Annotated in this window: 12 protein-coding genes and 1 tRNA gene; 1 reads left to right on the top strand and 12 read right to left on the bottom strand. The window is 53.4% G+C overall.

The genetic code is table 11. From position 1 onward, the window contains the following. Positions 1–203, top strand: a 203-nt coding sequence (locus E9531_RS17655; RefSeq protein ID WP_211343436.1) for a hypothetical protein, incomplete at its 5' end; no start/stop codon positions are given. Between the two features lie 154 nt (positions 204–357). Here the strand turns inward: E9531_RS17655 and E9531_RS12930 are convergent. The 12 genes from E9531_RS12930 to E9531_RS12985 all read right to left on the bottom strand — a co-directional run bounded on the left by E9531_RS12930 (position 358) and on the right by E9531_RS12985 (position 10621). Beyond that, positions 358–1545 carry a protein-glutamate methylesterase/protein-glutamine glutaminase gene (locus E9531_RS12930; RefSeq protein ID WP_136574193.1) on the bottom strand — a complete coding sequence of 396 codons (1188 nt, stop codon included), beginning with the start codon at positions 1543–1545 and terminating at the stop codon, positions 358–360. A gap of 142 nt (positions 1546–1687) precedes the next feature. Further along, a complete protein-coding gene (gene cheD, locus E9531_RS12935; protein ID WP_136574194.1) occupies positions 1688–2326 on the bottom strand; it encodes a chemoreceptor glutamine deamidase CheD in 639 nt (212 codons plus the stop codon). Next, positions 2313–3197 (bottom strand): CheR family methyltransferase, encoded by an 885-nt coding sequence (locus E9531_RS12940; protein ID WP_244610104.1) that lies wholly within the window; start codon positions 3195–3197, stop codon positions 2313–2315. Before E9531_RS12940 ends, cheD begins: the two co-directional genes overlap by 14 nt. Before the next feature lie 26 nt (positions 3198–3223). Continuing rightward, the gene (locus E9531_RS12945) at positions 3224–3748 is read right to left on the bottom strand and encodes a chemotaxis protein CheW (RefSeq protein WP_136574195.1); all 525 of its coding nucleotides are present in this window, start codon (positions 3746–3748) and stop codon (positions 3224–3226) included. 4 nt (positions 3749–3752) lie between these two features. Beyond that, positions 3753–5798, bottom strand: a complete 2046-nt coding sequence (locus tag E9531_RS12950; protein WP_136574196.1) for a chemotaxis protein CheA — start codon at positions 5796–5798, stop codon at positions 3753–3755. 15 nt (positions 5799–5813) lie between these two features. Then, on the bottom strand, positions 5814–6212 hold the full coding sequence (locus E9531_RS12955; protein WP_136574197.1) for a response regulator: 399 nt from the start codon (positions 6210–6212) through the stop codon (positions 5814–5816). Next, complete coding sequence (locus E9531_RS12960) at positions 6209–6676, bottom strand: hypothetical protein (RefSeq protein WP_136574198.1); 468 nt, start codon at positions 6674–6676, stop codon at positions 6209–6211. The genes E9531_RS12955 and E9531_RS12960 overlap by 4 nt, the downstream gene beginning before the upstream one ends. A 241-nt stretch (positions 6677–6917) precedes the next feature. Then, positions 6918–7133, bottom strand: coding sequence for an acyl carrier protein (locus tag E9531_RS12965; RefSeq protein ID WP_136574199.1), 216 nt, complete (start codon positions 7131–7133; stop codon positions 6918–6920). A gap of 239 nt (positions 7134–7372) precedes the next feature. Next, on the bottom strand, positions 7373–7981 hold the full coding sequence (gene clpP / locus E9531_RS12970) for an ATP-dependent Clp endopeptidase proteolytic subunit ClpP (protein WP_136574248.1): 609 nt from the start codon (positions 7979–7981) through the stop codon (positions 7373–7375). A 263-nt stretch (positions 7982–8244) separates the two neighbouring features. Beyond that, on the bottom strand, positions 8245–9576 hold the full coding sequence (gene tig / locus E9531_RS12975; RefSeq protein WP_136574200.1) for a trigger factor: 1332 nt from the start codon (positions 9574–9576) through the stop codon (positions 8245–8247). Between the two features lie 135 nt (positions 9577–9711). Then, positions 9712–9798 (bottom strand) — tRNA-Leu (locus E9531_RS12980). Between the two features lie 163 nt (positions 9799–9961). Continuing rightward, positions 9962–10621 (bottom strand): VTT domain-containing protein, encoded by a 660-nt coding sequence (locus E9531_RS12985; RefSeq protein ID WP_136574201.1) that lies wholly within the window; start codon positions 10619–10621, stop codon positions 9962–9964. Positions 10622–10665: the final 44 nt, after the last annotated feature.

Below are 10665 nucleotides of genomic sequence, written 5' to 3' on the forward strand. Positions count from 1 at the left end.
AGATTCAGCCTCCACGGATACCGGTGCGATTCAAAGGTGGCATCACCGTTTTGTTCGTAGCCAAACACTTGCATGATCAATGTATTGCCCTGCACATCAATAGCCAAGCCTCGACCTGGTTTGCCGTCTACTTCTTCGCTGATGACCCAAGTACCAGCCTGGGGTGTGAAATCCCTTGCTGCTCAATTCCCAAGGCAAGTTAAGACAAGCAGCGAGGCCAAAACTGTTGGACGTAGGGTTTGTGAGGTTTCGGTATTTTTCATGTCATCTCCTCTTTTTACTAATTCTCAGACAGTATAAATGCAGGTTTTTTTGTTTCAATATTGATTGATTTGATAGAAGTTTGACACTGCAGTGTCATGGCTTCATGTGGTGGACGATTGCTTGTCCGATATGCTGTAGTGGCAAGATGCTGCAGGTAGCACCCAATGCTGCGGCTTCGCGAGGCATGCCGTAGACGATGCTGGTTGAGGCATCCTGCGCAATGGTGTAGGCGCCGCCGATTTTTAGTTCGAGTAGTGCGGCGGCGCCATCTGTTCCCATGCCGGTTAGAAGTGCAGCGATGCAGTGTTGTGCTCCGATGGCGCGGGTGATGGAGCGAAACAGCGCATCGACAGATGGGCGATGGCGGAGCACGGGGCTGTCTTCGCTGATTTGTGCGTAGAGGTTGCCTGCGACGTGTGTGACGCGAAGGTGCTTTCCTCCTGGGGCGATGTAGGCATGGCCGCGTTGTAGTAGTTGGCCTTCCTCTGCTTCACAGACATGCATTGAGCACACGGAATCGAGTCGCTCTGCAAAATTGCGTGTGAACCCCGCTGGCATGTGTTGCACGATTGTGATTGGAGGGCAATCAAGCGGTAGCGCTTGCAAGATAGTGCGAATCGCATCGGTTCCGCCTGTAGATGCACCGATTGCAATAAGCTTGATAGGGGCAGGCTGCGTATTGTGGCGTTGAGTTTTATACGGTGTCGGCCTGCTTGGTTGGCGGGGCTCCAGTCGCTCTGGTTGTGTGATGACTGCTTGCCAAGAAATGAGCTCGGTTTCTGGAGTTGAACGCGAGGCGCTATTGCAATTGTTGTCGTAATTCGTAGTGTGGTGCGTAGGCAGTTGCGCGTGCGCTGCAGCTCGAATTTTTTCAACGACCTCTTGAGCAAGTTGTATAAGTCCATCGGCGACACCGATACTGGGTTTTGCAACAAAATCAATAGCACCCAGTTCGAGGGCTGTGAGGGTGGTTTGTGCTCCGTCATGTGTTTGTGAGGAGATCATGACCACAGGCAGGGGTTGGGATTGCATGACCTGTTGGAGTAATTGCAAACCGCTGATGCCAGGCATTTCGACGTCCAATGTCATGACGTCAGGTCGCAGCTCACTGGCCATGCGTATGGCCATTTCTGCGTGCTTTGCGATGGCAATACAGGTCATATCTGCCTGTGCATCAATAATGGTTTTGAGGAGTTGGCGCACTAGCGCTGAATCATCTACGACCAATACTCTGATTAAGTTTGATGATGGGGTGTTTGTCTGTTGTGATGCAGGGATCATGGCATGTGCACGCAATGCTTAGAGCGTGTTTAGTATTTCCACGCAGACCACGTTGGAGTCCGAAAAAACGCCCCTTGCACAGCCTCTTTTTTTTTTTGAGTCTTGCGCGACTGTGTAGAGATCGTGAACATGTTCTTAGGTCTCAAGAGACGTTGACTGACTGGTCAAAGAGTTCGACCGAGCCTCCTGCATTGCGCGCAGCCAATTGCAGAGCACTGTTGCGTTGTTGCGCGATGTCTTGAGGGGATAGCGTGGATTCGCCAAGGCGTTTGATGAGGGCTTGACCTGTTTGAGGAAAAAAAACCAAACGCCTCGGTTGCCTGCCCAGCAGGTCTTTCGCGACAATGGGGATGCGCTCGGTCATCAGGTAATTCTCTACAAATGTGGCATTGCGCTCTCCCACGTTGCCTGTGCCATTGGGCTGTATCAGTTGTGCCCCGCCGAATATTTTGGCCTGCAGTTGTGTGCGAGGTACGCCCAGTTTCATCAATGCGTTGATGAGCAACTCCATGGCCATGATGCCGTACAGACCTTGTGAGAGCGGATCCGAGGTTTCGGATTCAGGCAGCATGAAATGGTTTATGCCGCCAATGCCTTGTTGAGGTGACCAGATGCATGCCGAGATGCAGGAGCCCAATACCGTGGAGATTAAAACAGGCTCGGCAGTGGCGGCATAGCCACCGGGATAAATCTTGATAGCTGGCCTGCCAAATTCACGATCAAAGTAGCGTTGGGTGGAGCCTTGGCAAAATGTGCGTCTGGGGTGCTCAGCGTTTGACATACACGGTCTTGCCTATAGGTGTAAAGAGGTCTTCATGCTTGCCTAAATGTTCGGCGTGCCCCATGAATAGATGCCCTGCTGGTGTGAGTGCTTGGTGCAGTTTTTCAAGCACTAGCCGTTGTGTGCTTTCCTGAAAGTAAATCAAGACATTGCGACAAAAGATCGCATCGACCTGAGCTACTTGGCTGGGCCAGCGTGGCTCTTGAAGGTTGATCTGGGCAAACGTGACCCAGTCGACTAGCCAAGGCTGGATACGGACTTGGCCAGTATGCACACCGGTGCCTTTTTGGAAATAATTCTTCAAAAATTCCGGCTCCAGACTTTGAACCTTGCTTGCTGGGTAAATGCCTTCTCGCGCCCGGGCAAGCGTTTGTGTATTGATGTCACTGGCCACAATGCGGATCCGTTGCGTCGCGTTGGGCAGTGCGCTGTCGGCAGTCATTGCAATGGAATAAGCTTCTTCGCCGCTTGCTGCTGCGCAACTCCAGATGGTGCAGTTTGTCTGTGGCGATAGTGCTTGTAACCATTGGGCTAAAACGTCGAAATGGTGTGCTTCTCGAAAAAATCCGCTGAGGTTGGTGGTGAGTGCATTGGTGAAAAACTCCCACTCCGGCGCGGTGGCTGCGCGATCGAGTTGATCTAAGTAGTCGCAAAAACGGCGATGTCCCGTCAGTCGTAATCGCTTGGATAGGCGGTTGAATACCATGGCACGCTTACCATCGTGCAGGTGAATACCAGCACGCGCAAAAATCATGGCGCGTATGCGTTGAAAGTCGTGCTCTTGATAGTCGAGCTCACCACCGATCACCGTGGCCTCTGACTGCGGCATAGGACCGGTTGTGCGTTGAGTAAAGCTGCGAGAGTCAGGCACGGCAACAGGGGGTAGGAAGAAGGGAGTCAGGTCGTGAGAGCTGTCGTCTCTGAAGCCGCCTCATGGGCTTGCAGCCAGTCATCTACTTCTTGGATGAGGCGATCTGCATCCAGCAAAATCAGCATGTGCGTTTCACGTTGTACCAAACCGGTAAAGCAACTGCTGTGGATCACGCTGCGCATGGCGGGAACGGGTTCGATTGCGGAGGGCAAGACGTCTGATACATCGGTCACGCTATCGACGACTACAGCCACCATACGGGCGCCTAGTTGCAGCACTACCATCACGGTAAAAGGGCCATACTCAGCCTCGGCGCATTGGAAGCGGATACGCAGGTCCATCACAGGCACGATGGCGCCGTGTAAATGGAGTACCCCTTTGACGAAGTCTGGCGTATTGGCGATGCGTGTAGGGATTTGATAGTGGCGAATCTCGCGTACAAAAGCCACATCAACGCCATACGTTTCCTGCGCCAAGGTGAAGCTGAGGTACGCACTTGTGCCATCAGCGGGCTGGGCGAGAGGGATGGAGAAGCTGGTGGTTGGGCTCATGGCTTCAAACTCCTGCGGCTGTTGTGGGGCGCAACGTACTGGGCTGCGGTGTGGCTGTGTGATTGGGCGCTTGATCGGTGGTGCGCATGTTTTCAGGCCGAATCCAGCCATGGGGGTGGCGAATAGTGGCCAGTTGTGCGACATCCAAAATCAGGGCGACCTGGCCATCACCCAATACCGTGGCTGCCGCAACGTAGGGGATTTTGCGGTAATGGGTTTCCACGCTCTTGACGACGACCTGTTGTTGACCAATCAGGGCGTCGACCAATAGCCCTACTTGATGAGTACCCGCTTGCAGTAGCAGCAATGTGGCGTTGCGTTCTGGCGCGGGCGGCGATTGGCGTGTTACGGCAAAAAGCTGGTCAAGTGCCACTACCGGGTAATACGTTTGGTTGATGTGCAACACGCTGGCGCTATGGCCAATCGTTTCTATCCGTAGGGGTTTGGCAGGCATGGATTCTTGCACTGCGGCTAAAGGGAGGATGTATTGCTCTGAAGCAACCTGTACGACGAGCCCATCGGTGATGGCAAGCGTTAAAGGAAGGCGCAGCGTGATGGTCGTGCCTTGCTGGGGGATGGAGTCAATATCAACGCGCCCCCCCAGATTCTCGATATTGCGTTTGACCACATCCATGCCGACACCACGGCCTGAGAGATCGGAGATGGCCTCAGACGTGCTAACGCCGGGCAGGAAGGCCAGATGCCAAATGTGGCTATCGGGAGCATGGTCAGCCACAACCATTCCGTGCTGTGCCGCACTGGCAAGCAATTTGTCTCGCGACAGGCCCCTGCCATCATCTTGAACCTGGATGACGATTTGGTTGCCATCGGTCTGCGCACGAATCCATAAAGAGCCTTCTGCAGGCTTGCCTATGCGCAGGCGTTCTTGTGGTGTTTCAATGCCATGGTCCATGCAGTTGCGCAGCAAATGCATTAAAGGATCAGTGATGTGCTCGATGATGGCTTTGTCCAGTTCAGTGGCGTCGCCTTCGGTAATAAGGCGCACTTGTTTGTGCAGCCGTTCGGACAAATCGTGCACCAGTCTAGGAAAGCGTTTGAAGAGCTGCGAAACGGGCACCATACGAATGTGCATGACCGTCTCGCGCATGTTGCGAATCAATTCCTGCTGGATATCCAATTGAAGTTGTAGGGCATCGCGTTGATTTTTTTCTAGTTGCAGCACCATTTGTTGCAATGCAGTTTGTGACACGATCAGATCACCCAGAAGGTTGACCATCGCATCTACTCGCTCCATCGGGACGCGCACACTGTGCAGTCCGCTCTCTGCATTGGAGGTTCCTGCCGCTGTGCGCAGGGATGGTGGTGCATCAGCATGGAGATCGGAAATTGGTGGCGCAGCCGAAGCGGGGTCTCCATTGCCGAAGGTTATGGTTTGTGCGTTGGTACTTGCCGCACTTGAAGCCGTTGCTCTAGGTGTTGTGGCGATGGGTTTGGGCGCGCCCGGTGCGCCAGCAAAAAAACCAAAATCATCGTCCTCTATGGGAGAGGGCGTTGGATAAGGTGTGGTTTCGGTTGGCCCAGCTGCAAGCTCTTGTATTGGCGTAGGGGTGAGGGCTGGCGTTTGTGCATTACTCACCTGCGGCTGTGGTGTGCTGGCTTGCCCATCGTGCAGCTGCAATGCCGCAACGGCATGTTCCACCTGCGTAAGCAGCGGGGTTTCAAGTGGCCGGTCTTGGGCATGGTTGGCGACCATCGTACGGATCAGATCCGCGGCGGCCAACATGTGGTTAATGGCTGTGGGCTCAGGGGCGATTAGCCGTTTGCGCCACAAGTCCAGCAAGGATTCCATGTGGTGCGAAAGTTGGGCAATCGCATCGAAGCCGAATGTCGCGGCACTGCCTTTGATGGAGTGCGCGCAGCGAAAGAGCGCGTGAAAGTCCTCATCTGCTGCATGGCCCCAATTGGTCGCCAGCAGCATGCGCTCGAGTTGATCGAGGTTGTCTTGTGTTTCTTCAAAGAACAGCCGGTAGAACTGCCGAAGATCAATCTGCGGCGGTGTGAAGTCCGGTGCATTGAACCGATCAGGCATGCGTGTGCGCGGTTGTTATGTTGCTGAAGGCTCAGCCGGGGTGGTGACTCTGCGAATCACATCCACCAGTCGAACCGGATCAAAAGGTTTGACCAACCAACCGGTGGCGCCTGCGGCCCGTCCAGCTTGCTTCATCTCGTCGCTGGACTCTGTGGTCAAAATCAAAATGGGTGTTTGGCTGTAGCTGGGCAAGTTGCGTAATTGGCGCGTCAGGCCTAAACCGTCCAGGCGGGGCATGTTCTGATCGGCCAATACCAGTGCAATGCTACTGTGCTGCTGTGCTTTTTCCAAGGCATCCTCACCATCCACAGCCTCAATGACATGAAAGCCAGCTTCTTGCAGCGTGAAGGCCACCATTTTTCGCATGGACGGTGAATCATCTACGGCCAATATCTGTATCGGCTCGACACTCATGGGGTTTCTCCTTGAATTCGGGAATGGGTGGGCCAATCGAACAAATCAATACTGCCTGCATCCATGCTGGCTTGTGTGACTGGCCCATGGGCAGGTGGCAATACGCTGGCTTCGTGCGTCTGTAAACCATGTGGCTGCGGTTGCTCCATTAAATCAGTACACGCTTGCAGCCGCGATTGGCAATGGCTAAGCATTTGCGATGCAATGTCTTGGAACTGCATATTCAGCACCGCTTGCGAGAGCAATTGTTTGGCCTCTTGAATATGCCCATCTGCACAGCCTTGGTCTGTGGCTGCTGCGTGGTTGAGGGCGCTGATTGTTCCTTCAAACGCCGCAATCAAGCCCTCGCAGTGGTGGTTGAGCATCACATCGAGTTGGTGCAGGTCTTGATGGGTTGCTTGCAGTGCATCCTGAATCGCTTTCAGGGCAGGCGAGCTGGGCACATGGGCTTGGGTGTAGGGCACAAAAGATTCCGCTCAATCGAGAAGATGCAGGCGTGATCGGTGTCAGCGTACGTTGCAAGCATCATAAGGGCAACGGTAACGGAATGATAACAATCAATGGGCTTTGTGCGTACCCTGCTGATACAGGGCACTCTGCAATGCTCACCTTTTGCTAGGTGGTCATGCGATGGATTTTGCCCTTTGCTGGGTGCATTGAGTAATGCAGCGCCGGATCAAGCAGGGGCGCATTTAATTTTTTGGTTCAGCAGGTAGTTTTTACCAAGTCCAGGTACTCTGCGATGCTGCGGCACTGACTTGCTGATTGTGTGCTGATATTGATGTTGAGTGCCAAGCATGTCTCATCATTGATGGTGGTTTTGTGGCCCCAGTCACGTAGCGGAGCGTCTAATTCCAGCTCTTGCGGGCCCACGCCCATCACTTCTGCTGCAATTTGAATGACTTGCTGATCAATACTCATAGGCGGCTATTGTGCACTCTTTTTGGCAGCGCTGCGTGGCCTCGTGATGCCCCGTTCAAAGATGGTGACAATGCGCGAGTGCTGTGACTGCGCACAAGAATTAGGATCACGTCACAGTATGTGATCATTTATTAATAGGAATCAGACAAAAAAACGCTTGCCTGGATGTGTCCAGGCAAGCGTTCAATACGGAGTTGGTTGTCGTTAGCCGCTGAATTGTGCGATGACAATACTTTTTATTAGCCGCGTTTTTCAACCACCGAGTCGACTAAGCCGTAGTCTTTGGCCTCTTGGGCTGTCATGAAGTAGTCGCGTTCGGTATCGTGCACGATTTTTTCATAAGGCTGGCCTGTGCGGTCAGCCAGAATCCGGTTCATTTGCTCTTTAGTGCGCAAAATATCGCGTGCGTGGATTTCAATGTCTGTAGCCTGACCGCGTGCACCGCCCAAAACCTGATGGATCATGATTTTGGAGTTGGGCAGGGAATAGCGTTTGCCCTTGGCGCCTGCAGCCAGCAAGAAAGCCCCCATGCTGGCTGCAAAGCCCAGGCACATGGTGGAAACATCGGGTTTGATGAACTGCATGGTGTCGAAAATCGACATGCCAGCTGTAACGCTGCCGCCAGGCGAATTAATGTAGAGCGAAATGTCCTTGTCTGGGTTCTCGCTTTCCAGAAACAGGAGCTGGGCCACGACCAGATTGGCGGTTTGGTCATTGACCTCGCCCACCAAGAAGACGACACGCTCTTTCAAAAGGCGGGAGTAGATATCAAAAGCTCGCTCGCCACGGCCAGATTGTTCAATGACGGTGGGGATCAGCCCCAGATTTTGGGTTTCCAGCATGTTCACTTTGGAATCTCCTGTAGATGGAATGACGTCGGTGTTCTGATCAAACAAGGTACAACCCAAAGGCTGCAACAGATGCGTGCATGGTACATGAATAGCGCGCACCTCAGTGGTCAGCGCTAGTCGAACAGGTGTGGCCAACTATGTGGCGTTACATGCCCTTTGGTTTGCCGCAATGCCCAATAAATAAGGGCTTGTGCATTAAACACAAGCCCTTGCTTTTGAATCAAAACGTGGCAGCAGTTCGCTGCCCGTTTATGCAGCCATTAAGCTTCTTCTGTCGCTGGCGCTTGTGGGTTCATCAGCTCTTCAAAACCAATGGTCTTGTCTACAGCTTTGGCTTTTTGCAGCACAAATTCGGTCACGTTGTTTTCAATCACAACGGCTTCTGCATCGGCCAAACGGTTGCGGTCGCTGTAGTACCACTGCACCACTTCTTCAGGCTTCTCGTAGCTGGCTGCCAGTTCTTCAACATGGGCACGCAACTGTTCAGGCGTAGCTTGCAGCTCATTGGAGCGAACCAGTTCAGCCACAACCAAACCCAAACGCACGCGGCGTTCAGCTTGTGGGCGGAAAATTTCAGCAGGGATAGGAGACTGGTCCACATCCTTGATGCCGCGCTGACGCAGTTCTTCGCGGGCGCCTTGCTCCAAACGGGCAATTTCGCTTTGAATGCTGGCGTTTGGCAGGTCCAGCTCGGCCTTGGTCAGCAATGCATCGAGAACGGCTTGCTTGTTGCGAGCTTGCACGCGGAATTTGACTTCACGCTCGAGGTTTTTGCGAATGTCGTCACGCAGACCGGCGACAGTACCAGCTTCAACTCCTAGGGATTTCGCCAACTCGTCGGTCACTTCGGGCAGATTGGCTGCTTCAACCTTGTTCACAGTCACCAAGAAGTCGGCTGTTTTGCCTGCCACTTCAGCACCATGGTAGTCGGCTGGGAATGCCAGTGGGAAAGTTTTGCTTTCGCCCACTTTCATGCCGCGCACGGCATCTTCAAATTCCTTGAGCATTTGGCCTTCGCCGACCAGGAATGCAAAGCCTTCGGCTTTGCCGCCAGCGAATGCATCGCCATCAATCTTGCCTTCGAAGTCCACAGTCACGCGGTCGCCATCTTGAACCGCATCTTCTTTACCGCGTTGGGCAAATGTACGGCGTTGCTTGCGCAGGATGTCGATGGTGCGGTCAATGGCGGCATCGTCCACGTTCACGTTCACGCGGTCGATTTCCAAATCGCTCAGGTCGGCAATCTTGACTTCAGGGAATACTTCGAAAATGGCTTCAAAGTCAACAAAGCCTTCAGCAGAGCCTTCTTTTTCGCTGATGCGAGGCTGGCCTGCCACGCGCAGTTGTGCTTCATTGGCAGCTTGGTTGAAAGCGGCGCTGACTTGGTCGTTGAGCACTTCGTACTGCACTGAGTGACCGTAGCGCTGGGCGACAACGGACATCGGTACTTTGCCTGGACGGAAGCCGTCCATTTTGACTGTGCGGGCCAGACGTTTGAGGCGCGACTCCACTTCGCTTTGAATGGCGTTGACAGGCACATTCAGCGTAATTTTGCGCTCGAGTTTTTCCAGTACTTCAACATTCACTGCCATGAGATGGGTCCTATAAGGCAGAGCGGTGAGGGCCCATGAGATCACCGCTGCTGCAATGGCCCCTATGTTGTCTTCACGCACTCAAAATATGTGAGCGCACCTGCAAAAGCAGTGGGTGCGCTTTCTTGTAAAAGGTGGTGCGCGGGGGGGGACTCGAACCCCCACACCATTGCTGGCGTCAGGACCTAAACCTGGTGCGTCTACCAATTTCGCCACCCGCGCACTTATTTTCGCTAAGCCACCCTTACTTGACGCAACAAAACGCCAGTAAGGAAAATCTGACCCAGTAAAACCGGGCAATTCTACAGAGGTTTGTGCATCTCGTCGCGTAATTTCCCTATTAAATCTGTAAATTGCTTTCTTTTGCTTGTCTTGCTTGGGCGCTTTACGGCTGGATTGGTGCGGTTTGTTCTTTCCTGCCAGCACGCCAGGCACCAAAAATGGCCAGCAAACCGGGGACCAGGATCAAGCCCCAAATAATTTTTTCAAGGTGCTGCTTTACCCAGGGCAAATTGCCGAAAAAGTAACCTGCCGTGCAAATGCCTACAACCCACAGGAATGCGCCCAGTACGTTAAAGGCGGTGAAGGTTGGGCGATGCATGCGGGCAACGCCGGCAACAAACGGGGCAAAGGTACGCATGAAAGGCATGAAACGCGCCAGTACCACGGTGATGCCGCCGTAGCGTTGGTAGAAGGCATGGGCGCGTTCAAATGCTTTGCGGTTGAACCAGCGTGAATTTTCCCACTGGAAGACCTTGGGGCCGAGGTGGTGACCGATTTGGAAGTTGCATTGATCACCCAGGATGGCTGCTACGAGCAAGACTGGGATAGCGATGGAATAGTGCATCAGGCCTGCGCCACACAGCGCGCCAACGATGAACAATAGCGAGTCGCCTGGTAGAAAAGGCATGACGACCACACCTGTTTCTACAAACACGATTAAAAAAAGAATCAGATATACCCACGCACCATAGTTGGCAACGAATGCCTCCAAATATTGGTCAACATGGAGAATGAAGTCGATCAGAAGTGAGACGATTTCCACAATAACTGTCCTGGTTGGCAGCGCCGCACTAGCGGGCTACCGTA

This window comes from Lampropedia puyangensis (assembly GCF_004833285.1).
In the GTDB taxonomy this organism is placed as follows: Bacteria; Pseudomonadota; Gammaproteobacteria; order Burkholderiales; family Burkholderiaceae_C; genus Lampropedia; species Lampropedia puyangensis.